The organism is Faecalibacterium sp. An122, from assembly GCF_002160895.1.
GTDB lineage: Bacteria > Bacillota > Clostridia > Oscillospirales > Ruminococcaceae > Faecalibacterium.
Window position 1 is genome coordinate 56,791 of record NZ_NFLL01000002.1, and the last position, 24,615, is coordinate 81,405.

The 24,615-nt window shown below is 67.4% G+C and carries 26 protein-coding genes and 1 riboswitch; of the genes, 24 read left to right on the forward strand and 2 right to left on the reverse strand.

The genetic code is table 11. The features are described 5' to 3' along the window. Positions 1–198 precede the first annotated feature (198 nt). Both asnB and B5E67_RS02250 read right to left on the reverse strand, forming a co-directional pair. Complete coding sequence (asnB, locus tag B5E67_RS02245) at positions 199–1,773, reverse strand: asparagine synthase B (protein WP_087245550.1); 1,575 nt, start codon at positions 1,771–1,773, stop codon at positions 199–201. Positions 1,774–2,102: 329 nt separating this feature from the next. Then, positions 2,103–2,549: a transcriptional repressor gene (locus B5E67_RS02250; protein WP_087245261.1), complete on the reverse strand. Its 447-nt coding sequence runs from the start codon at positions 2,547–2,549 to the stop codon at positions 2,103–2,105. Positions 2,550–2,906: 357 nt separating this feature from the next. On the opposite strand from B5E67_RS02250, the gene B5E67_RS02255 reads away from it, so the two are divergent. From B5E67_RS02255 to B5E67_RS02370, 24 genes are all read left to right on the forward strand, one after another. Next, positions 2,907–3,569 (forward strand): GntR family transcriptional regulator, encoded by a 663-nt coding sequence (locus B5E67_RS02255; RefSeq protein WP_087245263.1) that lies wholly within the window; start codon positions 2,907–2,909, stop codon positions 3,567–3,569. A gap of 97 nt (positions 3,570–3,666) precedes the next feature. Next, positions 3,667–4,662: a tRNA dihydrouridine synthase DusB gene (gene dusB, locus B5E67_RS02260; RefSeq protein WP_087364589.1), complete on the forward strand. Its 996-nt coding sequence runs from the start codon at positions 3,667–3,669 to the stop codon at positions 4,660–4,662. A gap of 34 nt (positions 4,663–4,696) precedes the next feature. Then, a riboswitch (cobalamin riboswitch) is annotated at positions 4,697–4,893 on the forward strand. A 217-nt stretch (positions 4,894–5,110) separates the two neighbouring features. After that, positions 5,111–6,133: an ABC transporter substrate-binding protein gene (locus B5E67_RS02265; protein WP_087382441.1), complete on the forward strand. Its 1,023-nt coding sequence runs from the start codon at positions 5,111–5,113 to the stop codon at positions 6,131–6,133. Continuing rightward, the gene (locus B5E67_RS02270; protein WP_087245269.1) at positions 6,133–7,209 is read left to right on the forward strand and encodes an iron ABC transporter permease; all 1,077 of its coding nucleotides are present in this window, start codon (positions 6,133–6,135) and stop codon (positions 7,207–7,209) included. The genes B5E67_RS02265 and B5E67_RS02270 overlap by 1 nt, the downstream gene beginning before the upstream one ends. After that, on the forward strand, positions 7,206–7,979 hold the full coding sequence (locus tag B5E67_RS02275) for an ABC transporter ATP-binding protein (protein WP_087382445.1): 774 nt from the start codon (positions 7,206–7,208) through the stop codon (positions 7,977–7,979). Before B5E67_RS02270 ends, B5E67_RS02275 begins: the two co-directional genes overlap by 4 nt. Then, the gene (locus tag B5E67_RS02280) at positions 7,976–8,743 is read left to right on the forward strand and encodes a sirohydrochlorin cobaltochelatase (RefSeq protein WP_087382448.1); all 768 of its coding nucleotides are present in this window, start codon (positions 7,976–7,978) and stop codon (positions 8,741–8,743) included. The genes B5E67_RS02275 and B5E67_RS02280 overlap by 4 nt, the downstream gene beginning before the upstream one ends. Before the next feature lie 25 nt (positions 8,744–8,768). Next, positions 8,769–9,917: a cobalt-precorrin-5B (C(1))-methyltransferase CbiD gene (gene cbiD, locus B5E67_RS02285; RefSeq protein WP_204246514.1), complete on the forward strand. Its 1,149-nt coding sequence runs from the start codon at positions 8,769–8,771 to the stop codon at positions 9,915–9,917. Further along, positions 9,907–10,614 carry a precorrin-2 C(20)-methyltransferase gene (gene cobI, locus B5E67_RS02290; RefSeq protein WP_087364579.1) on the forward strand — a complete coding sequence of 236 codons (708 nt, stop codon included), beginning with the start codon at positions 9,907–9,909 and terminating at the stop codon, positions 10,612–10,614. The genes cbiD and cobI overlap by 11 nt, the downstream gene beginning before the upstream one ends. Before the next feature lie 4 nt (positions 10,615–10,618). Then, a complete protein-coding gene (gene cobM / locus B5E67_RS02295; RefSeq protein ID WP_087382451.1) occupies positions 10,619–11,377 on the forward strand; it encodes a precorrin-4 C(11)-methyltransferase in 759 nt (252 codons plus the stop codon). Then, positions 11,374–12,372, forward strand: a complete 999-nt coding sequence (locus B5E67_RS02300; RefSeq protein ID WP_087382454.1) for a cobalamin biosynthesis protein — start codon at positions 11,374–11,376, stop codon at positions 12,370–12,372. Before cobM ends, B5E67_RS02300 begins: the two co-directional genes overlap by 4 nt. Continuing rightward, positions 12,369–13,100: a precorrin-3B C(17)-methyltransferase gene (gene cobJ / locus B5E67_RS02305; RefSeq protein WP_087382457.1), complete on the forward strand. Its 732-nt coding sequence runs from the start codon at positions 12,369–12,371 to the stop codon at positions 13,098–13,100. The genes B5E67_RS02300 and cobJ overlap by 4 nt, the downstream gene beginning before the upstream one ends. Further along, positions 13,097–13,849 (forward strand): precorrin-6A reductase, encoded by a 753-nt coding sequence (gene cobK, locus B5E67_RS02310; protein ID WP_087382460.1) that lies wholly within the window; start codon positions 13,097–13,099, stop codon positions 13,847–13,849. Before cobJ ends, cobK begins: the two co-directional genes overlap by 4 nt. Beyond that, positions 13,837–15,033, forward strand: coding sequence for a precorrin-6y C5,15-methyltransferase (decarboxylating) subunit CbiE (gene cbiE / locus B5E67_RS02315; protein WP_087382863.1), 1,197 nt, complete (start codon positions 13,837–13,839; stop codon positions 15,031–15,033). The genes cobK and cbiE overlap by 13 nt, the downstream gene beginning before the upstream one ends. Before the next feature lie 30 nt (positions 15,034–15,063). After that, positions 15,064–16,404 (forward strand): cobyrinate a,c-diamide synthase, encoded by a 1,341-nt coding sequence (locus B5E67_RS02320; RefSeq protein WP_087382866.1) that lies wholly within the window; start codon positions 15,064–15,066, stop codon positions 16,402–16,404. 5 nt (positions 16,405–16,409) lie between these two features. Continuing rightward, entirely contained in the window at positions 16,410–17,492 is a 1,083-nt protein-coding gene (gene cobT / locus B5E67_RS02325) for a nicotinate-nucleotide--dimethylbenzimidazole phosphoribosyltransferase (protein ID WP_087382463.1), read from the forward strand. Position 17,493: 1 nt separating this feature from the next. After that, positions 17,494–18,024 carry a bifunctional adenosylcobinamide kinase/adenosylcobinamide-phosphate guanylyltransferase gene (locus B5E67_RS02330; protein ID WP_087382466.1) on the forward strand — a complete coding sequence of 177 codons (531 nt, stop codon included), beginning with the start codon at positions 17,494–17,496 and terminating at the stop codon, positions 18,022–18,024. After that, on the forward strand, positions 18,021–18,908 hold the full coding sequence (locus B5E67_RS02335; protein ID WP_242956722.1) for an adenosylcobinamide-GDP ribazoletransferase: 888 nt from the start codon (positions 18,021–18,023) through the stop codon (positions 18,906–18,908). Before B5E67_RS02330 ends, B5E67_RS02335 begins: the two co-directional genes overlap by 4 nt. A gap of 27 nt (positions 18,909–18,935) precedes the next feature. Next, positions 18,936–19,274, forward strand: a complete 339-nt coding sequence (locus B5E67_RS02340; RefSeq protein ID WP_087382469.1) for a bifunctional adenosylcobinamide kinase/adenosylcobinamide-phosphate guanylyltransferase — start codon at positions 18,936–18,938, stop codon at positions 19,272–19,274. Beyond that, on the forward strand, positions 19,271–19,879 hold the full coding sequence (locus tag B5E67_RS02345) for a histidine phosphatase family protein (RefSeq protein WP_087382471.1): 609 nt from the start codon (positions 19,271–19,273) through the stop codon (positions 19,877–19,879). Before B5E67_RS02340 ends, B5E67_RS02345 begins: the two co-directional genes overlap by 4 nt. After that, on the forward strand, positions 19,873–20,850 hold the full coding sequence (cbiB, locus tag B5E67_RS02350) for an adenosylcobinamide-phosphate synthase CbiB (protein ID WP_087382474.1): 978 nt from the start codon (positions 19,873–19,875) through the stop codon (positions 20,848–20,850). The genes B5E67_RS02345 and cbiB overlap by 7 nt, the downstream gene beginning before the upstream one ends. After that, positions 20,847–21,920, forward strand: coding sequence for a threonine-phosphate decarboxylase CobD (gene cobD / locus B5E67_RS02355; protein ID WP_087382478.1), 1,074 nt, complete (start codon positions 20,847–20,849; stop codon positions 21,918–21,920). The genes cbiB and cobD overlap by 4 nt, the downstream gene beginning before the upstream one ends. Continuing rightward, on the forward strand, positions 21,917–23,398 hold the full coding sequence (locus B5E67_RS02360) for a cobyric acid synthase (protein ID WP_087382481.1): 1,482 nt from the start codon (positions 21,917–21,919) through the stop codon (positions 23,396–23,398). Before cobD ends, B5E67_RS02360 begins: the two co-directional genes overlap by 4 nt. A gap of 2 nt (positions 23,399–23,400) precedes the next feature. Beyond that, positions 23,401–23,913: a cob(I)yrinic acid a,c-diamide adenosyltransferase gene (locus B5E67_RS02365; RefSeq protein ID WP_087245299.1), complete on the forward strand. Its 513-nt coding sequence runs from the start codon at positions 23,401–23,403 to the stop codon at positions 23,911–23,913. Beyond that, positions 23,910–24,590 (forward strand): precorrin-8X methylmutase, encoded by a 681-nt coding sequence (locus tag B5E67_RS02370; protein WP_087382484.1) that lies wholly within the window; start codon positions 23,910–23,912, stop codon positions 24,588–24,590. The genes B5E67_RS02365 and B5E67_RS02370 overlap by 4 nt, the downstream gene beginning before the upstream one ends. The last annotated feature ends 25 nt before the right edge of the window (positions 24,591–24,615 follow it).

Below are 24,615 nucleotides of genomic sequence, written 5' to 3' on the forward strand. Positions count from 1 at the left end.
GGCTTGACCTGCGGTTCCCTGCACCTGAAACCGGTGCAAGCATCCGATTGTAACAAACGTTGCATCGTACCCGGGCGCAGCCCGGACCTGGGTGAGCGCGGCAAAGTGTGCCGCCGGCTGGACCTCCTAAAGAGCGGCCCGAGTTGATGGTACCCAGTGAAAAGCTTTTTGCCTACTTTTTCTCGAAAAAGTAGGAGGTTATAGGCCGGAGGCGCCGTAGTTGGCGAGGACGCGGGCGGAAGGATCGTTGACGTTGCAGTTGGGCCAGGCTTTGTTGGGCATCCAGAAACTGACAATGGTCCGGGCCTGGCCGTAGTAGTATTTCTCGAAGATTTCGCGGTAGAGCAGACTCTCCTTGGTGAAGGGCATGCAGTGGGCCGAATAGTTGGCCCGCCGCAGCTGGAACATCTCGTCGGTGTAGACCTCCTCGGCATACTGCTTGATGTCGTCCACCATGCTGTGGCCCACTGCGTCCGAAAAGGCCGCCTTCTCCCGCCAGAGAATCTCCGGGGGCAGCCAGTCCCCCTCAAAGGCTTTGCGCAGCAGATACTTGCCCTTGCCGTAACTGTTCAGCTTCATTTCCGGGTCGATGGCCATGACGTACCGCACAAAATCCAGATCCCCGAAGGGTACCCGCGCCTCGATGCTGTTGGCCGAGATGCACCGGTCGGCCCGCAGTACGTCGTACATGTACAGCTCCCGAATCCGCTTCTGGGACTCCTGCTGGAAGGCGTCCGCCGTGGGAGCGTAGTCGGTGTACTTGTAGCCGAACAGCTCGTCGGAAATCTCTCCCGTCAACAGCACCCGCACGTCGGTCTGTTCATGGATGGCCTTGCACAGCAGATACATGCCCACGCTGGCCCGGACGGTGGTGATGTCCCAGGTGCCAAGGATTCGGATCACTTCCTCCAGACTCTGGATCACGGTGTCCCGGTTGATGATGATTTCGTGGTGCTCGGTGCCCAGATACTCCGCCGTCTGGCGGGCGTATTTCAGGTCGATGGCGTCGGTGTCCATGCCGATGGCAAAGGTGCGGATGGGCTTGCCCAGCTTGCGGGCCGCAATGGCGCAGACCAGGGAGGAGTCCAGGCCGCCCGACAGCAGAAAGCCCACCGGCGCGTCGGCGTCCAGACGCTTTTCCACCCCGGCGATCAGCTTTTCGCGGATGCTGCGCAGCACCGTCTCCATCCCGTCGGCGTGGGGGGCGGGGACGTCGGCGATGTCCTCGTAGCGGACAAACCGCCCGTCACAGTAATAGCTGCCGATGGGGAAGGGACGGATGTCCTCGCACCAGCCCACCAGGTTCTGCATCTCGCTGGCAAAGGCGATCTGATGGCTGGACTTGGAATAGCCGTAGAACAAGGGCCGGATGCCGATGGGGTCCCGGGCGGCAATCAGCCGGTCCTTGCGGGAATCGTAGAGGATCAGGGCGAACTCGGCGTCCATGTGGCGGAACATATCCAGCCCGTACTCGTAGTACAGGGGCAGCAGGATTTCGCAGTCGCAGTCGGAGGCGAACTTGTAGCCCGCCCGCTTGAGAATCTCTTTCTCAAACCGGAAGCCGTAGACCTCGCCGTTGCAGACCACACAGTCGGCCCCGCGGTAAAAGGGCTGCATTCCCTCGGGGGTCAGGCCCATGATGGCCAGACGCCCAAAGCCCAGCAGGCCGAAGGGCCCTTCCACCACCCGCTGGTCGTCGGGACCGCGGCTGACGGTGCGCAGCAGGTACTCTTTGAAGGCGGCGGCAGACAGATCGTGCCCGGTGTAACCCATGATACAACACATATGGCGATTCTCCTTTGCAAACAAAAATACGGCAGCGTTCATCCTCTGTTAGGACGAATGCTGCCGTATCCGTGGTGCCACCTAGTTTGCCGGCATGAGCCGGCCCCTCTGCGCTCTCCTCATTGAAAGCGCCGCCGCGTAACGTGCGGCCGCCGTCCGGCCCTACTGCCCCGGCATGGCCGGCGGGTTCAGGGGGAAGCTCACGGGTGTTCGTTCGGGTCCGGCCTTCTGCGCGGCTTGCACCTGCCCGCGCTCTCTGGGAGAAAGCCTGTTGGACCTTACTTTTCCCGGTCACAGCTTTTGATGGGAGCATTGTATCACGGCTGAGCCTCGCTGTCAACCGCCGAATTCTCTTTTTCCGCGCAGCGGCGGCAAAGACCGTACAGGATGCTCCCCTCACACTGGAGGGTGAACCCGTGCTCGGCCAGCAGATGCCGCCGCACCTCGTCCATGAAATGGCAGTCCATGTGGAAGATCTCGCCGCAGCGGGTGCACTTGAGATGGATGTGCTGGTGACAATGGCGCTGGGCGTCGGTGAGCTGGTACACCGCCCGCTCGCCCTTGTCGGCCACGTATTTCATCACCCGCTGTTCTCCCGCCAGCTTGTCCAGATACCGGTAGACGGTGGTGGGGTTGGTGCGCTGGCCGGCGGCCTCCAGGTGGGAGACGATGTCGGCGGCGCTCACCGCCCGGCGGCGGTTCTCGGTGAGATAATCCAGAATGAGCTGGCGGGTGTGGGTGTTGTAGCTGCTGCTGCGGGCCATGGGATGGTACACTTCCTTTGCGTTCGATCGAGGTTTTGGGGGTAAGTTCTGCGTCATTTTAGTATAGCATCCCGGCCAAAAAGCGCAAGCGGAAAATCGCGCCCCAAAACTCCGGATAGAAAAACTGGGCAAAATTGAAGAAAAAAAGGCAAAATTTTGTATAAAACGTGGAAGGAAAGTGAAACCCGTTCCGAAACCTTGTAATCTGGCCCGAAATGTGAAATAATAAAACTGTATTACTATTGCCATCGGCCGCGGGTGCGCTGCGCACAGGGTGCAGAATCCCTCAGAGGGCCGGGGCATCAGCGTCCAAAGTCCGGTTTGCAGGGCCGGCATTTCAAGGGAAGGCAGAGAAGAATGAAAGAAAACGAGACCACCGCCAAGCCCAGCTTAAAGCTGCAGGCTTACCAATACCTGAAAACCAAAATTTTGAACTGTGAGTATGCGCCCAGCCAGTTCCTCAACGAACAGAAGCTGTGCGCCGAGATGGGCAACATCAGCCGCACCCCCATGCGGGATGCGCTGGGCCGCCTGGAGCAGGAGGGGCTCATCACCATCCTGCCCAAGAAGGGCCTGATGGTGTCCCCCATCACCGACGAGGACGTCCACAGCATCTACGAAGTGCGGCTTCTGGTGGAGCCCTACGCGCTGCGGATGTATGGATCCCAGCTTCCGCGGGACCAGCTGGAGCATTTCGTCACCCTGATGCAGCATCCGGAACTGATGCCGGACTTCTGCGCAGGGGATGACGCGTTCCATGAGCTGCTCATCAGCACCCTGCCCAACCGGTACCTCCGGTCGGCCCATGACTCCATCACCGGCCAGAACACCCGGTTCCGGATCATGACCGGCAAGGTGGGCATGATCGGCCAGCGGGACACCTGCGATGAGCATCTGGCCATTCTGGAGCCGGCTCTGGCCGGGGACTGGTCGGCGGCCGCCGACGCCCTGACCCATCATCTGGAACTGGCCCGGGCCAAGGCCGAAGGAGTCCTGGACCGGATTCACCTCGGCGAATAAGCGACACACCAGGGGACGCCGGCCCGGCGGCAAAGCCGCAGGGGCTGGCCTCCCTTTTTTGCAGCGCGCCGGCGGAAAAACGGCGCGGGGAGAGACTATGCAGACAATCCAAATCGGGCCGGTGACCCTGGCCCACCGGGCGGTGTTCGGGCCCATGGCCGGCTTCACCGACGCCCCCTGCCGGCGGCTGATGGCCCAGCACGGGGCGGGGTTCACCGTCAGCGAGATGGTGTCCAGCCGGGCCCTGACCTACCACGACTACAAGACCCTGAGCCTGGTAAAGGCCGAGCCCAACGGCGCCCCCTACGGGGTGCAGATCTTCGGGGAAGTGCCCTCCATCATGGGCGAGGCTGCCGCCGCCCTGGAGGAATACGACTTCGACTTTCTGGATATCAACATGGGCTGCCCCGCCCCCAAGATCGTATCGGGAGGCGCCGGCAGCAAGCTGATGCTTCACCCCGAGGTGTGCGGAGAGATCGTGGCCCAGGTGGTGGCCCATACCAGCCGCCCCGTCACCGTCAAGATGCGGAAGGGCTGGGACGCCGACCATGTGACGGCGGTGGAATGCGCCAAAGCCTGTGAGCAGGCCGGCGCAGTGCTGATCGCCGTCCACGCCCGCACCCGGGAGCAGATGTACACCCCCGGCATCGACCTGTCCATCATCCGTGCGGTGAAAGAGGCGGTGAAGGTGCCGGTGCTGGGCAACGGGGATATCAACAGCCCCGCCGACGCTCTGACCATGATGCAGGAGACCGGGTGCGACGGCGTGATGATCGCCCGGGGGGCTTTGGGGGATCCCTGGCTCTTTGAGCGGGTCAATGCCGCCATCGAGGGCCGCGAAGCGCCCCCCGAGCCCAACCTCCAGGCCCGGATGAACGCCCTCCGCCGCCAGGTGGAGGAGATGGTGGAGCAGAAGGGGGAGCGCACCGCCATGCCCCAGGCCCGGGCTCAGGCCATCCACTATATGAAGGGCCTGAAAGGGGCGGCCGCCCTGCGCCGGGCCTGCTGCCAGCTGACCTACCTGTCCGACCTGGACGAGCTGATCGAGACGGTGTTTGCCGAGCAGCGCCGGGCCGCCGGAGACGAGGAATAACCTTGCGGCAGAGCCGGGTTTATGCTATGCTATAAAACACAAAGCGCCGCAGGGTGCCCGGGGCCGCAGGGCCGGCCGGGAGAATAGGGAAACAGGTGCAAAGCCTGTGCGGGACCGCCGCCGTAAGGGAGGAGCTCCGGCCAACGATGTCACTGCATGCGATCATGCGGGAAGGCAGGCCGGGGCGCTGACGCCCGAGCCGGAAGACCTGCCCTGTCGGTTCATACTGCACGCCCCGGAGCCTGTCCGGCGGCGGAAGGGCAGAACCCGCGCTGCGGACGGACCAAACGCCGGCGCGGAAAACAAGTGCGCTGATTTTTGGAGGGCGGGCCCCGCGGCCTGCCCTTGGAGGAGCTTTGTCTTTGGGATGCCTTTCTCATAAGGGAATTATGAGAGGGGCGTTTTCTTTTTGCAGCGCTGTGCAGTACAGGCGAAAGGAGAAGATCCCATGAAACGCAGAACCTTCCTTGCAGCCCTGGCCGCCATGGCCCTGACCGTCCAGCTGGCCGGCTGCGCCGCCGGCACCACCCCGCCGGCCTCCAGCGTCGTCCCCCAGACATCCGCCCCGGAAAACAGCCACTACCCGGTGACCATCACCAACTACAACTACGCCGGCGAGCCGGTGACCTATACCTACACCCAGGCCCCCCAGCGGGTGGTGGCGGTGTACCAGGGCTCCATCGAGAGCATGATCGCCCTGGGCCTGGAGGACCATGTGGTGGCCTCCTATGGCCTGGACAATGAGGTCAAGGCCGAGTGGCAGGAGGGCTTTGCCCAAATGAACTACCAGGCCGATGTCTTTGCCCCCGACAAGGAGACGGTGACCCTGCTTCAGCCCGACCTGATCCTGTCCTGGGGGTCCCTGTTCAGCGAGAAGAACCTGGGTGATACCGCCGCATGGAACGCCAAGGGAGTGGGAACCTACATGAACAGCAACACCTGCCCCGGCGGCTCCCGCACCCTGGAAAACGAATACACCGACCTTCTGAACCTGGGCAAAATCTTTGACGTGGAGGACCGGGCCGAGGCCCTGGTGGCCGAAATGCGCCAGGAGATCGAGTCCACCCTCCAGGCAGTGGAGGGCCGCCCGGCGGTGCGGACCGCCGTGGTGGAGCCCATCGGCGGGACGGTGACCAATTACGGGGCCAACACCCTGGCAGGGGATATGGTGACCCAGCTGGGAGGCCAGCTGGTCCAGCCCGAGGGCAGCGAAATGAGCAAGGAAGCCCTGGTCACCGCCGACCCCGAGGTGATTTTCGTGGTGTATATGGCCTATTCGGGGGAGGACCCTGAGACGGTCATGGCCAGCCAGCTGGCGGCCATCACAGAGGACCCCGCCCTGGCCAGCCTGTCGGCGGCGCAGAACGGCCGGGTATACCCGGTGATGCTGGGGGATATCTATGCCGCCGGCCCCCGCACGGTGGACGGCATCCGCACCATTGCCGCCGGCCTGTATGGGGATGCAGCCTGATGGCCCGCCGGAGCTTTCGGCCCGCCTTCGGGCTGACGCTGGCCCTTTTGGGAGCGGCGCTGCCTTTGTCTTTTCTGGCGGCGGTGTGCATGGGCACCAACCCGCTGCCCGCCGGCCAGGTCTACGCCGTCCTCCGGGATGAACTGGCCTGGAAGGTGCTGGGCCGGCCCATCCCGGAGGGCTGGGGTCCCGGCACCCCCATCCACGACGTGGTGTGGCTGATCCGGCTGCCCCGGCTGGTGCTGGCCGCGGCGGTGGGATGCTGTCTGTCCCTGTGCGGCGCGGTGATGCAGGCGGTGGTCCAGAACCCTCTGGCCGACCCCTATGTGCTGGGGATTTCCTCCGGGGCGTCGCTGGGGGCCTCCCTGGCCCTGCTGCTGGGGGTAGGCGCCGCCTTTGGAGAGAATTTTGTGGGCGTCATGGCCTTTCTGGGGGCCATGGGAGTGTCGGCGGCGGTGGTCCTGCTGGCCAACGCCGGCGGCCGGCCCAGCACCGTCAAGCTCCTGCTGGCCGGGGCGGCCCTGTCGGCGGTCTGCGGGGCCTTCTCCAACTTCCTGATCTACCAGGCCGGCCCCGACCGGGCCGCCAGCCAGATTGTCCGCTGGACCATGGGAAGCCTGGCGGGGGCGTCCTGGCCGGTGAACGGCGTTTTGCTGGCCGCCGCCCTGGGCGGCACCGCCTTTTTCCTCACCCAGTGCCGCCCCCTCAATCTGATGCTGCTGGGGGAGGACACCGCCCTGACCCTGGGGGTCTCCCTGCGCCGCCGGCGGATGGTCTACCTGGCGGCGGCCTCCCTGCTGGTGGGGCTGTCGGTCTGGGCGGCGGGAATCATCGGCTTTGTGGGCCTGGTGATTCCCCATCTGGTGCGGCTGGCCTTCGGTAGCGATCATCGCCGCCTGATTCCTCTGTCGGCGCTGGGCGGGGCGCTGTTCCTGCTGTGGGCCGACGTCCTCTGCCGGGTGATTCTGCCCGGCAACGAGCTGCCGGTGGGCATCCTGACCGCCATGCTGGGCGCCCCGGTGTTTCTGGGCCTGATGGCCCGCAGCCGCTACGGTTTTGGAGGGCCCAACCCATGAAACTGGAAACCAAAGCCCTCCGCGCCGCCGCCGGCGGCCGGGAAATCCTCCACGGCATCGACCTGACCGCCCACACGGGGCAGTTTGTGGGATTGATCGGCCCCAACGGCAGCGGCAAATCCACCCTCCTCAAATGCATCTACCGCACCCTTGCCCCCACCGGCGGGGCGGTACTGCTGGATGGCCGGCCCCTGCAGGACTATACCCTCCGCCAGTCGGCCCAAAAGATCGGGGTGGTGGCCCAGCACAATGCCTATGCCTTTGATTTCACGGTGGAGGAACTGGTGCTGATGGGCCGTGCGCCCCACCAGAAACCCCTCCAGCGGGACACCGCCGCCGACCGGCAGATAGCTGCCGACGCCCTGACGGCGGTGGGAATGGCCGGCATGGAAAAACGCAGCTTCGGGACCTTGTCGGGCGGGGAGCGCCAGCGGGTGATGCTGGCCCGGGCCCTGGCCCAGCAGACGAAGTGCCTTTTGCTGGACGAGCCCACCAACCACCTGGATATTCAGTACCAGCTGTCCATGATGGAGCTGGTGCGGGGTCTGGGCCTGACGGTGGTGGCGGCGCTGCACGATTTGAATTTGGCGGCGGCCTATTGCGACTGGCTGTACGCTTTGAAGGACGGGGAACTGGCCGGCAGCGGCACGCCCCGGGATGTACTCACACCACAGTTGATCCGGCAGGTCTACCATGTGGACGCCCGGGTCACCGAAATGGACGGCCGGCCCGCCATCTGGTACCGGCCCATGAAAGGAGCCAACCCATGAAACAAGCCCTTATCTGCGTCAGTTTTGGCACCACAGTGCCCTCGGCCCGCCAGGAGATCGAGGCGGTGGAACAGGCCCTGTCCGCCGCCGCTCCGGAGCGGGTCATGGTCCGGGCCTTCACCAGCGGCATGATCCGCCGGGTGCTGGCCGGGCGGGGCCAGCCGGTGCCCAGCCTGCCCGAGGCATTGGAATCGCTGCGCCGGGACGGGGTGGAGGACGTGTTTGTCCAGCCCACCCACTTCCTCTGCGGCGTCGAATATGATAAACTAAGGGCCGAAGCCCTGTTCGCCGCCTCCGGCTTTGCCCGGCTGCGGGTGGGCCGGCCCCTGCTGGCCTCCACCGAAGACCTGCGGGCGGTGGCCGCCATGGTGGCGGACCGTTTCCCCGCCGAGGCGGGCCGGGCGGTGGTCCTGATGGGCCACGGCTCCACCCACTTTGCCAACGTGGTGTATCCGGCCATCCAGACCATTTTTGAGCTGGCCGGTCGGCCGGATATCCGCGTGGGTACGGTGGAGGGCTGGCCCACCCTGGAGGAAGTGCGCGAGACCCTGCGCAGTATGAAGGTGGAACGGGTCCACCTGGCCCCCCTGATGCTGGTGGCCGGGGACCATGCCCTCAACGACATGGCCGGGGAGGGCCCCGACAGCTGGAAAACCCTGCTGGAGCAGGACGGCTATGCCGTCACCGCCACCCTGGAGGGTCTGGGCCGCCGGGAGGAGATCCAGGCCTTGTATGCCGCCCACCTGACCCAGGACCTGAACTAAACGCATCCGCAAGGAGGAACAGGCCGTGGCCTTTGAACATTACATCCGCAGCGGCCAGAAGATGCTGCGCTGCGGCTATACCACCGGCACCTGCGCCGCTTTGGCGGCGTCGGGGGCGGCGCGGCTTCTGCTGCTGGGTGAGATGCCCGAAACCCTCTCTCTGCCCACCCCCAAGGGCTGGACGGTGGAGGTTTGCCCCGAGGGCCTGGCCCGCACGAAGGACGGGGCGGTCTGCTCGGTCCGCAAGGACGGGGGCGACGACGCCGACGTCACCCATGGAATGCTGGTGACCGCGCTGGTGCGGCGGACGGAGGAACCGGGGGTCCGCATCGACGGCGGGGAAGGGGTGGGCCGGGTCACCCGGCCCGGCCTGGATCAGCCGGTGGGGGCCGCCGCCATCAACCATGTTCCCCGGCAGATGATCGCCCAGGCGGTGAAAAACATCTGCCGCGAGGCGGGCTATGCCGGCGGGGTGGAGGTGATTGTCTCCATCCCCGGCGGGGAGGAGCGGGCCAAACGGACCTTCAACCCCCTGCTGGGCATCGAAGGCGGCCTGTCGGTGCTGGGGACTTCGGGAATCGTGGAACCCATGAGCGAACAGGCCATTGTGGACACCATTGCGGTGGAGGTGCGCCAGGCCGCCCAGACCAGCCGCCGGCTGATTCTGACCCCCGGCAACTATGGGGCGGACTTTCTGGCGGCCCACGGCCTGGACGGGCTGGGCGTGCCGGTGGTGCGGTGTTCCAACTTCATCGGCGACGCTCTGGACATGGCCGCCGCCGAGGGCTTTGCCCAGGTGCTTCTGGCGGGCCATATCGGCAAGCTGGTCAAGCTGGCCGGGGGGATCATGAACACCCACTCCCGCCAGGCCGACGGCCGCTGTGAGCTGTTCTGTGCCCATGCGGCGGTGGCCGGGGCCAGCCGGAGCCTCTGCGCCCGGCTGATGGAAGCCGCCACCACCGACGCCTGCATTGCCCTGCTGGAAGAGGAAAACCTCCGTCCGCCGGTGCTGGCCAGCCTCACCGCCGCCGCCCAGCGCCATGTGGAGCGCCGGGCCGCCGGCGCCTATGAGGCGGGGATCCTGCTTTTTTCCAACGTATACGGCACCCTGGGGGTCAGCCCTCAGGCCGAGGCCATCATCCATAGCTGGAGGGAAGAACATCATGAACAATAAAGGTACACTCTATGGGGTGGGCGTCGGCCCGGGGGACCCCGAACTTCTCACCCTGAAAGCGGTGCGGATCATCGGGGAATGCCCGGTGATTGCCGCCCCCCGCACCGCCGGGGGCAACCAGATCGCCCTGGACATCGCCCGCCAGGCGGTGGACCTGGAGGGAAAAGAAATTCTCCCTCTGGATATCTCTATGTCCCCCGACCCGGCCAAGCGGAAAGCCTCCTATGACGCGGCCATGGCCCTGGTCCGGGACCGGCTGGAGGCCGGCCGGGATGTGGCCATGCTGAACATCGGGGATGTGTCCATCTACGCCACCTGCTCCTACCTCATGGAACACCTGGCCGAGGAGGGCTTTGCCACCGCCCGGGTGGCGGGAGTGCCCAGCTTCTGCGCGTCGGCGGCCCGGCTGAACATCAGCCTCACCGAGATCGACACCCCGCTGCACATCATTCCCAGCGGCCAGGAGGAAGATCTGGCGGCGGCCCTGGACTGGCCCGGCACCAAGATCCTGATGAAGAGCGCCCGCCGCCTGCCCCAGGTGCTGAACACCCTGGAGCAGAAGGGCCTGTCGGACCGCAGCGCTTTGGTGGCCAACTGCGGCCTGCCGGGGGAGCTGGTGCTGCCCAGCCTGGACCAGGACGCCGTCCGCGCCCTGGACGCCGGGTACTTTGTGACCATTGTGGTCAAGGAGGGGTGAGAAGATGGTACATTTTGTGGGAGCAGGGCCGGGAGCCCCCGACCTGCTGACCCTGCGGGGGGCCAAACTGCTGGGCGAAGCGGGATGCATCATCTACGCCGGCAGCCTGGTGAATCCGGCCCTGCTGGAGATGGCGCCGGAGGGCTGCCCCATCTACAACAGCGCCGAAATGACCCTGGAACAGGTTCTGGACACCATCCGGGCCGCCGAGGCCGACGGTCGGGACACCGTCCGGCTCCACACCGGGGACCCCTGCGTCTATGGGGCCATCCGGGAACAGATGGACGCCCTGGACGACGCCGGCATCCCCTGGGACGACACCCCGGGGGTGTCCAGCTTCTGCGGGGCGGCGGCGGCTCTCGGGGCAGAATACACCCTGCCGGGGGTGAGCCAGAGCGTCATCATCACCCGGCTGACAGGCCGGACCCCGGTGCCTGAGAAAGAAAGCCTGGCCTCCATGGCTTCCCATGGGGCCTCCATGGTGCTGTTCCTGTCGTCGGGGATGCTGCCCCAGGTCCAGGAGGAGCTGCTGAAGGGGGCCTATACCCCCGACACCCCCGCCGCCATCGTCTATAAGGCCACCTGGCCGGAGGAAAAAATCGTCCGGTGCACCGTGGGCACCCTGGCGGCCAAAGGGGCCGAGGCCGGCATCCGCAAGACCGCTCTGGTGCTGGTGGGGGGCTTTTTGGGGCAGGGGGGCTATGAGCGGAGCAAGCTCTACGACCCCTCGTTCACCACCGAATACCGGGAGGCCTCCCTGTGAGGCTGTATTATCTGGCCTTCAGCGCCCGGGGTCTGGCTCTGGCCGAAAATTTGGCCCGCGCCCTGGGCGGGGAGGCGGTCCGCTGCGGCGGGCCGGTGACCCTGGCCGGCTGGACGGCGGAACATTTCGCCTCCGGGGCGGGGCTGGTGTATGTGGGGGCCTGCGGCATCGCCGTCCGGGCGGTGGCCCCCCACCTGGTCCATAAGGCCGAGGACCCCGCCGTGGTGGCGGTGGACGAGCAGGGACACTTTGCGGTGCCCCTGGTGTCGGGCCATCTGGGCGGGGCCAACGCTCTGGCCCGGTCCATCGCCAAAGTCTGCGGCGCGGTGCCGGTGCTGACCACCGCCACCGATGCCGGGGGACTGTTCCCGGTGGACGACTGGGCCCGGGCGCAGGGCTGCGTCATCCCGCGGCCCGAAACCATCAAGTACTTTTCCGCCGCCATCCTGGCGGGGAAAACCTGCTGCATCTACAGCGACTGGCCCATTGCCGGCGCACCCCCCGCCGGGGTGGAGCTGACGGGGGACAAGTCGGCCTGCGACGCCGCCGTCACCCTTACCGACCCCGGCCCGGGCCCCCTCTGGATTGCCCCGCGGGCCGCTGTACTGGGAATGGGCTGCCGCCGGGGCGTGCCGGTCCAGCGGCTGGAACAAGCTGTGCAGCAGGCCCTTGCAGTGGCCGGCATCCCGGCCCAGGCGGTGGCCATGGTCTGTACCATTGACCTCAAAGCCCGGGAACCGGGGCTTTTGGACCTCTGCCGGGCCCACGGCTGGCCCCTGCGGACCTTTTCGGCGCAGCAGCTGGAACAGGTGGAAGGAACCTTCACCCCCTCGGCCTTTGTGGCCCGGACGGTGGGGGTGGACAACGTGTGTGAGCGGGCCGCCGTGCTGGGCGCAGAGGGCGGGCCGCTGCAAATACCCAAACAGGCCGGGGACGGCGCGACGCTGGCCCTGGCCGCAAAGGCTTTTGAGCCGGATTGGAAGTGGATGGAATGAACAAAGTCTATGTAGTGGGCCTGGGGCCCGGCAGCGCATTGGGAATGACGGCGGCGGCCCGTGCCGCCCTGCAGGAGGCGGATGTCATCTGCGGATACACGGTGTATCTGGACCTGGTGGCCCCCCTGTTCCCGGGCAAGGAGATGCGCTCCACCCCCATGACCAAGGAGATCGACCGGTGCCGGATGGCGCTGGAGCTGGCCGCCGAGGGCCGCACCGCGGCTCTGGTGTGCAGCGGCGATGCGGGGGTGTACGGCATGGCCTCGCCCCTGCTGGAACTGGCGGGGAACTATCCCATGGTGGAGGTGGAAGTGGTTCCCGGCGTGACCGCGGCCCTGGCCGGGGCGGCGGTGCTGGGTGCGCCTCTGGGGCATGACTTCTGCACCGTGTCCCTGTCCGACCTGCTGACCCCCTGGGAGATGGTGGAAAAGCGGCTGCGGGCCGCGGCGGCGGGGGATTTTGTCCTCTGCCTGTATAACCCCGCCTCCCACCGGCGGAAAGATACCCTCCGCCGGGCCTGTGAGATCCTGCTGGATGCGGGCCTGCGCCCCGACACCGCCTGCGGCTGGGTGCGGAATATTGCCCGGGGCGGCCAGACCGCCCGCCTGCTGACCCTGGAAGAGCTGCACAGCGCCGAGCTGGATATGTTCACCACCGTCTTTGTGGGCTCCTCCGAGACCCGGGTCCAGAACGGATGCCTCATCACCCCGCGGGGGTACCGGAAATGACAGGGATTGCCGTATTCAGCGGCACCACCGAGGGGCGGACCCTCTCCCATCAGCTGGCGGCGGAAGGAATCCCGGTCACCGTCTGCGTGGCCACCGAATACGGCCAGATCCAGCAGGGGGAAGCCCCGGGCATCACGGTTCACACCGGCCGGCTGGACCCTGCCGGCATGGCGGCTCTGGTGGCGGGGGCGGCCCTCTGTGTGGACGCCACCCACCCCTACGCCGCCCAGGCTAGCGCCAACATCCGGACGGCCTGTGAACAGGCCGGGGTGCCCTGTCTCCGGCTGCTCCGCCCCGCCAGCCCTCTGCCCGAGGACGCCCTGACCGCCCCCGATGCGGCTTCGGCGGCCCGGCTGCTGGCCGGCACCCAGGGAAATATTCTGCTGACCACCGGGGCCAAGGAGCTGGTGGTCTTTGGGCCTCTGGGAGGCCAGCGGCTGATCGCCCGGGTCCTGCCCAGCCATGAAGGGCTGGACGCCTGCGCGGCGGCGGGCATCCCGGCCCGGAACATCGTGGCCATGCAGGGGCCCTTCACCCGGGAGATGAACGAAGCCCTTTTGCGGCAGTTCTCGGCCCGGTATCTGGTCACCAAGGACGGCGGCGAGGCCGGAGGCTTTGGAGCCAAAGTGGAAGCCGCCCGGGCAGCGGGGGCCACCCTGGTGGTGATCCGTCGTCCCGCCGACGGCGGCGCATCCTATGAGGAAGTATTGGGCCAGTGCAGAAAGGCGGTGGCATCATGGAACAGGTAACGCTGGTGGGAATGGGGGCTTCGGCCGCCACCCTCACCGCCGAGGCCGCCCGGGCCCTGGCTGAGGCGGTGCGGATTGTGGGGGCCAGGCGCCTTTTGGATGCCCTGCCCCAGGACCTGACCGCCGAGAGAGTCGCCGCCGCCCGGGCCGATGACGTGCTGGCGGCGGTGCTGGATTCCCCGGGGCCCTGCGTGGCCCTCTACAGCGGGGACACCGGGTTTTACTCGGGGGCGGTGGGCCTGCTGGAACGGCTGGCCCAGAGAAACATCCCTGCCCGGGTGCTGCCGGGACTTTCCAGCGTCCAGCTGCTGGCCGCCTGTCTGGGCCGCCCCTGGCAGGACTGGAAACTGGTGTCGGCCCACGGCACCGCCTGTGACCCGGTGGCCGCTGTCTGCAGTGGACAGCCGGTGTTTTTCCTCACCGGCGGAAAGGACACCGGCCCCGCCGACCTTTGCGCCCGCCTGGCTGAGGCCGGACTGGGGGATTTGCCGGTGACGGTGGGGGAGAACCTGGCCTGCCCCGGCGAGACCATTACCGCCGGCACGGCCGGAGAACTGGCCGGCCGGACCTTCGGCCCCCTGGCGGTGCTGCTGATGGAACCGGTCTCCCGGGCTCCGGCCCGGACCCCGGGCTGGCCCGACGAGACCTTTGTGCGGGCCGAGGCCATCCCCATGACCAAACAGGCCGTCCGGGCCCAGGTGCTGGCCAAACTGGCCATCCGCCCCGGGGAGACGGTCTGGGACATCGGGGCCGGCACCGGCAGCGTCAGCTTGGAACTGGCCTTTGCCAACGGCGGGGCCCCGGTGTGGGCGGTGGAATGCCTGCCCGAGGCCTGTGACCTCATCCGGGAGAACCGCCGCCGTCTGGGCGGCTGGAACGTCCGGGTGGTGGAGGGCCGAGCCCCTGCGGCTCTGGAGGGCCTACCCGCCCCCGACGCCGTCTTTATCGGGGGCACCCGGGGAGAGATAGGGGAGATTCTGGCCGCCGTGTATCGGTCGAACCCCGCCGCCCGGGTCTGCATCACCGCCGTGACGGTGGAGACCCTGGCCTCGGCCGTGGCGGCCCTGACGGCTCTGGGCCGGACGGTGCAGGTCAGCCAGATTGCGGCCTCCCATACCGGGAGCGGAAAAATCCATCTCCTCCGGGCCGAAAACCCGATTTTCATTCTCACCGCACAGGATTAAAGGAGGGCTGCGGCCATGGAAAACCCAAAGATTCCCCAGCTGATGGCGGCGGCCATGGCCTCGGGCAGCGGCAAGACCACGGTGGTCTGCGCCCTGCTGCGGGCGCTGCGGCGGCGGGGGATGAAGCCCTGCGCCTTCAAGTGCGGCCCCGATTACATCGACCCTATGTTTCACCGGGCGGCTTTGGAGGTGCCCAGCTGCAACCTGGATCTGTACCTCACGCCGCCCCAGCGGCTGCGAACCCTCTATGAGGCCCGGTTGGCGGGCCGTGGGGCGGCGGTGGTGGAGTCGGCCATGGGGTACTACGACGGCGCAGGTCTCACTGACGCCGCCAGCGGCTGGCAGGTGGCGGACACGCTGGATTTGCCGGTGATGCTGGTGGTGCGGCCTGGGGGCGCCAGTCTGACCCTGGCGGCCCAGATCAAGGGATTGCAGGCTTTCCGGCAAAACAGTCACCTGGCGGCTCTGCTGCTGAACGACTGCTCGGCGGCCTACGCCGCCCGGCTGGCCCCCCTGCTGGAACAGGAGACCGGCCTGCCGGTGGTGGGCTGCCTGCCCCGGCTGGAGGCCGCCCAACTGCCCAGCCGCCACCTGGGCCTGTACACCGCCCAGGAAATCCAGGACCTGACCGGCCGTCTGGACGCTCTGGCGGATGCTTTGGAGGCCAACGCCGACCTGGACAAGCTGCTGGATCTGTGCCGCCGGCCGGCGCCGGTCGGCGCGCCCCAGCCTCTGCCCCCGGTGCGGGCCCGCATTGCAGTGGCCCGGGACGCGGCCTTCTCCTTCTGCTATCCCGAAGGGCTGGAAGCCCTGCGGCAGGCGGGGGCGGAGTGCGTCTTTTTCAGCCCTATGGCGGATGCGGCCCTGCCCGAGGCCGACGGCCTCTATCTGCCCGGCGGGTACCCTGAGCTGCACGCTCGGGCCCTGAGCCAAAATCAGCCCATGCGCCGGGCCATTGCGGAGGCAGTAAAGGCCGGGATGCCCACCGTGGCCGAGTGCGGAGGCTTTCTCTACCTGGGCCAGAGCCTGGCGGATGAGGCCGGGACGGTGTGGCCCATGGCAGGAGTATTGCCCGGAGAAGGAATCCGGGTGGGACGGCTGGTGCGGTTCGGCTATGCGGCCCTCACTGCCCGGGAGGACAGCCTTTTGTTCCGGGCGGGGGAGACCGCTCCGGCCCATGAGTTCCACCACTGGGACTCCACCCGGCCGGGAGAGGCCTTCGAGGCCCAAAAGCCGGACGGCCGCCGCTGGGCCTGCGGGTATAGTTCCCCCAGCCTGTACGCCGGATTCCCGCATCTGTACTTTGCGGGCCAGCCCCGGCTGGCGGAACGGTTTGCCGCCGCGGCGGCAGCCTATCGAAAGGGAAGGTGAAGAAAATGGAACAGTTAGAGCACATCGAAACCCTGTTGGAACGGGCCTCGGCCCCGGCGGATGAGACCGCCCGGTCGGCGGCCCATCAGCGCTGGGCCAGCCTGGCCCACCCGCTGGGCAGTCTGGGCCTGCTGGAGACCATGCTGGAAGATGCGGCAGCCCTCACCGGCAGCGCCGAGCTGTGTTTTGACAAGCGGGCGGTGCTGGTGCTCTGCGCCGACAATGGAGTGGTGGCCCAGGGGGTCACCCAGACCGGGCCGGAGGTCACCGCAGCAGTGGCCCGGGGCTTTGCGGCAGGGGAGAGCCCCGTCTGCCGGATGGCCCACGCCGCCCGGTGCGCCGTGGTGCCGGTGGACATGGGCATTCTGAACTTTCCCCCCACAGAGGGGGTGCTGTCCTGCCGTGTGGGCAATGGCACCGGAGATATTACCTGCGGCCCGGCCATGACCCGGGCCCAGGCGGAACAGGCGGTGCTGGCCGGGGCGGCCCTGGTGGCCCGCCAGGCGGAGGCCGGAGTGAATCTTCTGGCCACCGGCGAAATGGGCATCGGCAACACCACCACCTCGGCGGCGGTGGCCTGCGCTCTGCTGGACCGCCCGGCGGAGGACTTTGTGGGCCGGGGCGCCGGCCTGTCGGACGCCGGCCTGGCCCGCAAGCGGATCGCCGTCCGGCGGGCGCTGGAAGTCAACCACCCCGACCCCGCCGATCCCCTGGACGTGCTGGCCAAGGTGGGGGGCTTTGACCTGGCGGGCCTGTGCGGCGTTTTTCTGGGGGGCGCGGCGTACCGGGTGCCGGTATTGGCCGACGGCCTCATCAGTACGGTGGCGGCTCTGTGTGCGGTGCGGCTCTGCCCCGGCGCGGCCAAGGCGGTGTTTGCCAGCCATGTGTCGGCGGAGCCGGCCGGCCGTGCGGTGCTGGACGCTCTGGGCAAACAGCCCCTCATCACCGCCGGGATGCGGCTGGGAGAGGGGACCGGTGCGGTGGCCTCCATCCCCCTGTGGGATATGGCCCGGGCGGTCTACGCCGAGAGCTACAGCTTTGACCAGTGCGGGGTGGAGGCCTACCAGCCCCAGGGAGAAGGTGTGTGAGATGCTGACGCTGGTGATTGGTGGGTCGGCCTCGGGAAAAAGCGAATACGCCGAAAGCCTGGTGCTGGCGGCGGGGCCGGGGCCCCGGTACTATCTGGCCACCATGGAGCCCATGGACGGCGAGTGCCATGCCCGGATTGACCGCCACCGGCTCATGCGGGCCGAGAAAGGCTTTGTGACGGTGGAACGGTACACCGGCCTGGCGGGATTGACCCTGCCCGGGCCGGGCGGGACGGTGCTGCTAGAAGATCTGGGCAACCTGGCGGCCAATGAGCTGTACAGCCCGGCGGGAGCCGGCCCGGAAGGGGCTCTGGACGCCATTCTGGGCGGAATCGAACATCTGCGGGTGCAGTGCCGCGCACTGGTGGTGGTCTCCAACGAGATCTTTGCCGGCGGGCGGGACTACGCCCCGGGAACCGAGGACTATCTCAGCCTGATGGCCCGGGCGCACCGGGCGCTGGCGGCCCGGGCCGACCGGGTCTGCGAGGTGGTCTGCGGGCTGCCGTATTACTACAAGGGGGCAGAGGAATGAACAAGGAAACCATGGAAAAGGCCCGGGAAAAAATCCGGGCAGGCTGGGCGCGGGGAACGGCCCGGGTGAAGGACTGGACCGAACGGGCCGGCGCAAAGATGCCGGGCCGGCTGAAAATCATGGGCCAGACGGTATCGGTGGCCTTCGGGATGTTCTCGGCGGTGCCGGTGCCCCAGCCCATCTGGAACGAACAGAACATGCGGTACGCCCTGTGCGCCTTCCCCCTGGTGGGAGTGGTGTGCGGCGCGGCTGCCGGGATCTGGGGCTGGCTGGCGGCCTCGCTGGAACTGCCGGTGCTGCTGCGGGCGGCGGTGTTCTGCCTGCTGCCGGTGTGGATCACCGGCGGGATTCATCTGGACGGCTACGCCGACACCTGCGACGCCCTGGCCAGCTACGGCGACCAGGAAAAACGCCTTTCCATCCTCAAGGACTCCCACTGCGGGGCCTTTGCGGTGATCCGGCTGTGCAGCTGGTTTGTGCTGAGCTTTGCCCTGTGGGGAACCCTGCCCCTGACCCCTAAAGCAGTGGGCTGCATGCAGCTGGGCTTTGTGCTGGAACGGGCGATTTCGGGCTGGGCGGTGGCCGCCCTGCCGCTGGCCAAACACAGCGGCCTGGCCTATACCTTTTCCACCGCCGCCGACCGCAGGCGGGTGAAAGCCATCCTCACCGGGGTGATTCTGGTGGTATCCATGATCCTGGTGGGGGCCGGGGGCGCCTCGGGCTGGGCGGTGCTGGCCGCCGCCCTGGCGGCCCTGGGCCGGTATACCGTGGTGTCCCGGCGGGACTTCGGCGGTATCACCGGGGACCTGGCCGGATGGTTCCTCCAGCGGTGTGAGCTGTGGATGCTGGCCGCCCTGACAGCGGTGCAGCTGGCGGGCCTTTGAGGCCCGCAGAGAGGGGGAAAGGGTAAAATGATGCTGATTACCGGCCCGCTCTGGAGTGGGAAGCGGGCTTTTGCCTGCCGTGTGCTGGGCTGCACCCCGGAGGAACTGTCCTCCCGCGCCGTCTGGGATGCCCAGGACCTGGCGGCAGACTGCGAGAATCTGGAAGCCCTGGCGGAGGAATTGTCCGCCCGGGAGGCGGTCCTGATGACCGAGGTGGGGGCCGGCGTGGTGCCGGCCGACCCCGCCCAGCGGGCCAGCCGGGAAGCGGCGGGCCGCCTGGCCTGCCTGCTGGCGGCCCGGGCCGACTGCGTGGTGCGGGTGTTCTGCGGGCTGCCGCTGGTATTGAAAGGAGAGTGTGCACTGTGAAAATCTATTTGCTGCGCCATGGCGTGACCGAGTACAATACCCAGAAGCGCTATCAGGGACAGCGGGATATCCCCCTGTCCACCAAGGGCCGGGCCATGCTGCGCCGGGCCGATTTTGACCCCGAGGTGGTCTATGTCAGCCCCCTGACCCGGGCCCGCCAGACCGCCAAGATTTTGTTCCCGGAGGCCCGCCAGGTGGTGGTGCCCGATCTGCGGGAAATGAACTTCGGCACCTTTGAGGGCCGCAACTACATCGAGATGGAGCAGGACCCCGACTATCTGGCCTGGGTGGCCTCCAACTGTGAGAGCACCTGCCCCGACGGCGAGCGGAAAGAGGACTTTTCGGCCCGGGTCTGCGCGGCCTTTGCCCGTCTGGTGGACCAGGCCTTTGCCGAGGGAAAGGACCAGCTGGTGATTCTGGCTCATGGCGGCACCCAGATGGCCTCCATGGAGCGGTATGCCCTGCCCCGCAAGACCTACCATGAATGGTGCGGCCCCAACGCCGGCGGCTTTGTGCTGGAGGGGGACGCCGACACCTGGCAGAAAGAACACCATCTGCGCTGCCTGGGCACCGTCCAGTATACCCGCCCGGAGGCTGAATGCTGACGGCGCTGGCGGTGCTGGGAGGCTTTGGGCTGGATTTGCTGCTGGCCGACCCGGCCTGGATGCCCCACCCGGTGGTGCTGATGGGCAAAATCATTGCCCGGCTGGAACAGCTGCTGCGGCGGATCTTTCCCGACACCCCCGCCGGACAGCAGACGGCGGGGCGGGTGCTGGCGGCGGTTCTGCCTCTGGGCACCTGGGCTGTCACGGCGGCGGTCTGCGCCCTGGCTTATCACATCCACCCGGCTTTGGGCTTTGGGGTGGAACTGCTGTGGTGCTGGCAGGCGCTGGCCCTGCAGGGGCTGGCCGACGAGAGCAGCCGGGTCTATCCGCCCCTGAAAGCCGGGGACCTGCCGGCGGCCCGGCGTCAGGTGAGCCGGATTGTGGGCCGGGACACGGCGGCCCTGTCGTCGGAAGGAGTGGCCAAGGCCGCCGTGGAGACGGTGGCCGAGAACTTCTCGGACGGGGTGCTGGCGCCGCTGTTTTACCTGCTGATCGGGGGCGCGCCCCTGGGCCTGGCCTATAAGGCCGTCAACACCATGGACAGCATGGTGGGCTACAAAAACCAGCGGTATCTCTACTTTGGCCGGGCTGCGGCCCATCTGGACGACGCGGCCAACTGGATTCCCGCCCGGCTGGCGGCCCTGGTCTGGATTGCGGCCTCGGCCCTGGCCGGCTTTGACGCCAAAAATGCCTTCCGCATCTGGCGGCGGGACCGCCGCTGCCACGCCAGCCCCAATTCGGCCCAGACCGAATCGGCCTGCGCCGGAGCCCTGGGGGTCCAGCTGGCAGGTCCGGCCTGGTATTTTGGGGAATATTATGACAAGCCCACCATCGGCGACCCCGGCCGCCCGGTGGAGCCGGAGGACATTCTCCGGGCCGACCGGATTCTCTACCTGGCGGGATTCCTGGCTCTGGGTCTGGGTCTGGCCCTCCGGCTGGGTGTGTGGTTTGGGCTGAGGTGGTGGCTATGAAGCAGAATGTGACGCTGACCCACGGCGGGGACTGGGCGGGCTTTGCGGCCCAGTACGGCCCCGACGCCCCGCTGCTGGACTGTTCGGCCAATGTCAGCCCGCTGGGCCTGCCGGAAGGGGTGGCCCGGGCCTTGACCTCCTGCGCCGACCGGTGCACCCGCTACCCGGACCCCCTCTGCCGCGCCCTGCGGGAGGCCATCGGCCAGGCGGAGGGCCTGCCGCCGGAATGGATTCTCTGCGGCAACGGCGCCGCAGATGTGATCTGGCGGGCGGCGCTGGCCCTGAGGCCCAAACAGGCCCTGGTGACCGCGCCCACCTTTGCGGAATACCAGGAAGCCCTGGAACAGTCCGCCGGATGCAATGTGGAACACTATGCCCTGCGGGAAGAAAAGGACTTTGCCCTGGACGAGGGGATTCTGGAGGCCATCCGCCCCGGGGTGGAGATGGTCTTTCTCTGTGAGCCCAACAACCCCACCGGCCGCACCACCCCCCGGCCCCTGCTGGAACGGATTCTGACCCGCTGCCGGGAGGTGGGGGCGGTGCTGGCCCTGGACGAGTGCTTCGGGGATTTTCTGGCCGACCCCGACGCCCACACGCTGAAAGGCAGACTGAAGGATTTTCCCAACCTGCTGATTTTCAAGGCCTTCACCAAGATTTACGGCATGGCGGGGGTGCGGCTGGGCTATGCTCTGTCCGCCAATGAGGACCTGCTGGACCGGATGCGCCGGGCCGGCCAGCCCTGGGCGGTGTCCACCCCGGCCCAGGAGGCGGGTCTGGCTGCTTTGAACGAAACGGCCTATGTGGAGCGGGTGCGGGCCCTGATCGGGGCCCAGCGGCCCCGGCTGGCAGCGGGCTTGCGGGCTTTGGGCTGCCGGGTGGTGGAAGGCGAGGCCAACTATCTGCTGTTCCGCTGCGAAAAGCCCCTGATAGATCCTCTGCGGCAGCGTGGGATTTTGCTGCGCAGCTGCGGCAATTATCAGGGCCTGGACGATGCATGGTACCGGACGGCGGTCCGCACCGGGCCGGAAAATGACCGCCTGCTGGCGGCTTTGAAGGAGGTGCTGGGATGAAAAAGACCCGCTGCATCATGGTGCAGGGGACCATGTCGGGGGCAGGCAAAAGCCTGCTGTGTGCAGCCCTGTGCCGGATTTTCCATCAGGACGGGCTGCGGTGCGCCCCCTTCAAGAGCCAGAACATGGCCCTGAACAGCTACGTCACCCGGGACGGCCTGGAGATGGGCCGGGCCCAGGTGGTGCAGGCTATGGCCGCCGGGGTGGAGCCGGATGTGCGGATGAATCCCATCCTGCTGAAACCCTGCAGCGACGTGGGCAGCCAGGTGATTGTCAACGGCGAGGTCCGGGGCCAGATGCCGGCCCGGGACTATTTCCGGTACAAAAAGCAGCTGGTGCCCGAGATTCTGGCGGCCTATCACAGCCTGGCGGAGGAAAACGACGTCATCGTCATTGAGGGGGCGGGCAGCCCCGCCGAAATCAACCTCAAGGCCGACGATATCGTCAATATGGGCCTGGCCAGGCTGGTGGATGCGCCGGTGCTGCTGGCGGGAGACATCGACCGGGGCGGGGTGTTCGCCCAGCTGTACGGCACGGTGGCCCTGCTGGAACCGGAGGAACGGGCCCGGGTCAAAGGCCTGATTATCAACAAATTCCGGGGCGATGTGGAAATCCTGCGCCCCGGCCTGGCCCCTCTGGAGGAAAAGACCGGGGTGCCGGTCATCGGGGTGGTGCCCTATGTGCGGACCGAGATCGACGACGAGGACTCTCTGGCCCCGTCCCTGGGCCGCACCGAGGCCCACAAGCCTCTGGACGCCGCGGTGATCCGGCTGCCCCGGATCTCCAACTTCACCGACTTTTCCCCCCTGGAACAGCATCCGCTGCTGGGGGTGCGGTATGTCAGCGGCACCCAGACGCTGGGCCGGCCCGACGTGGTGATTCTGCCCGGGACCAAGAGCACCCTGGACGACCTGGTCTGGCTGCGGGAGAACGGCCTGGAAGCCGTCATCCTGAAGCTGGCCGCCGCCGGCGTGCCGGTGATGGGGATTTGCGGCGGGTATCAGATGCTGGGCCGCACCCTCTCCGATCCCGAGGGCACCGAGGGCGGCGTTCCCGGGGCGGTGGTGCGGGGTCTGGGCCTGCTGCCGGTGGATACGGTATTCTGTGCCCAAAAGACCCGCACCCGGGTGGAAGCCCGGGCCCTGGCGGGGCCCTTCGCAGGGGCCCGGCTGGAGGGCTACGAAATCCACATGGGCAAGACCCGGGTGGATGGGGAACCCTTCTGCCGCCTGGAAGACGGCCGGGCCGAGGGCTGTGCGGCGGGCAATGTCTACGGCACCTACCTCCACGGCCTGTTTGACACCGGCGAGGCCACCGCCCGCCTGGCGGACCTTTTGTGCAAAACCAAGGGCATCGACCCGGCCGGGGCGGCGCCTTTGTCCCACCGGGCGTTCCAGGAGCGGGAATTTGACCGCCTGGCCGAAGCGGTCCGGGCCGCGCTGGACATGGACGCCATTTATCGAATGATGGAGGGCTGACAATGGAACTGGGAATGGTACACCTCTACTGGGGAGAAGGCAAGGGAAAGACCACCGCCGCCATGGGCCTGGCCCTGCGGGCCCTGGGCAATGGATGCCGGGTGGTGGTGGTGCAGTTTTTGAAGGGAGCCGACACCGGCGAAATCCCTCTGCTGCGGCAGCTGGGGGCCGAGGTTTACCGGGGCAAGGCGGGGCAGAAGTTTGTCTTTCAGATGAACGACGCCGAAAAAGCCGCCACCCGGGCCCTGCAAAATGAGAATCTGCGGGCCGCGCTGGCCCGCCCGGCGGACCTGCTGGTGCTGGATGAGGCCTGCGCCGCCTGGGAACTGAACATGGTGGACCGGCAGCTGCTGGAACAGGCGGTGCGGGAACGCCCGGCGGGGCAGGAGATTGTCCTCACCGGCCGCAAGCCCGCCCCCTGGATGGAGGAGCTGGCCGACTATTCCACCGAGATGCACTGCTGGCGCCACCCCTACGAAAAAGGGGTCAAAGCCCGGAAAGGGGTGGAATTTTGAGCGAACAAACCCATAAACTGCCCGGCGACATCGAGCGGACCAGCCTGGCCATCATTGCGGAGGAGCTGGCCCAGCGGGGTCTGACTCCGCCGCCTGAGAATGAGGCGGTGGTCCGCCGGGTGGTCCACGCCACGGCGGATTTCGAGTACGCCGAAAATCTCCGGTTCACCCCGGAGGCGGTCCGGCGGGGGGCGGAAGCCCTGGCCGCCGGGGCAGTTATCGTCACCGACACCAATATGGCCCTGGCGGGGGTGAGCAAGCCGGCCCTGGTCAAACTGGGCGGAGCGGCCTTCTGCTATATGGCCGACCCGGCGGTGGCAGCCGCCGCCAAAGAGGCGGGCACCACCCGGGCGGTGGCGGCCATGAAGTATGCCGCCCGGCAGCACCCGGGGGCAGTGTTTGCGGTGGGCAACGCCCCCACCGCCCTCTTTGCCCTCTGTGACGCCATGGAGGCGGGGGATTTCCGCCCGGCCCTCATCATCGGGGTGCCGGTGGGCTTTGTCAACGTGGTGGAGAGCAAGGAACGGCTGATGTCCCTGTGCGAAAAGCTGGGGGTGCCGGCCATTGCCGCCATGGGCCGCAAGGGGGGCAGCAGCGTGGCGGCGGCTGTCTGCAACGCCCTGCTGTACACCGCCGCCGGCCAGCTGGACCCCGCCGCCCGGGGCTGGCAGGGCTGAGGAAACGGGAAAGGAGTTGTTTCCA